The sequence below is a fragment of the Variovorax sp. P2_H12 genome (assembly GCF_056403395.1).
In genome coordinates this window covers 1-409 of record NZ_JBFUFO010000246.1, presented here as the reverse complement: position 1 = coordinate 409, position 409 = coordinate 1, and the positions used below count along the sequence as shown (strand labels likewise).

1 protein-coding gene is annotated in these 409 nt (G+C 70.4%); it reads right to left on the bottom strand.

Annotation, left to right across the window (positions count from 1 at the left end):
• Positions 1 to 409 (bottom strand): hypothetical protein (locus AC1DYK_RS35990; protein WP_478170620.1); only part of this gene is annotated, 409 nt, incomplete at both ends.

Here is a 409-nt window from a genome sequence, read left to right as displayed (position 1 = left end):
ATATTGATCAGGACGACTGTGCCGTTCGTGGCGGCGGTGCGCAGCTGGGCGAAGCCGGGCGGGAGCAGGAAGTCTCCGCATCCGGGAACATGCTGTCGCACCTGCTCGCACAGCGCGTCCCATTCGCGGGCCAGGTCCATGCGCAGGTCCGTGTGGTCAGCCGGGGTGTTCAAGCTGTCCGGTCCGGCGCCCAGGGCAAGCAGATGGGTACGCACCTGGTCCAGCCGCTCGGCCAGTTCGGGTGCCGTCCGGCGTACCGCGTCCAGGTCGGGATCGGTGTCGAGGGACTGGCTCCACAGGATGGCTCGTCCGTGCTCCAGCAGTTCAACGGCCCGCTCCGGACGGCCGGCGTCCAGGGCCGCGGCGGCGGCTTCCTGCGTGAGGGGGCCGATCCGGGTCAGGTGCCGCT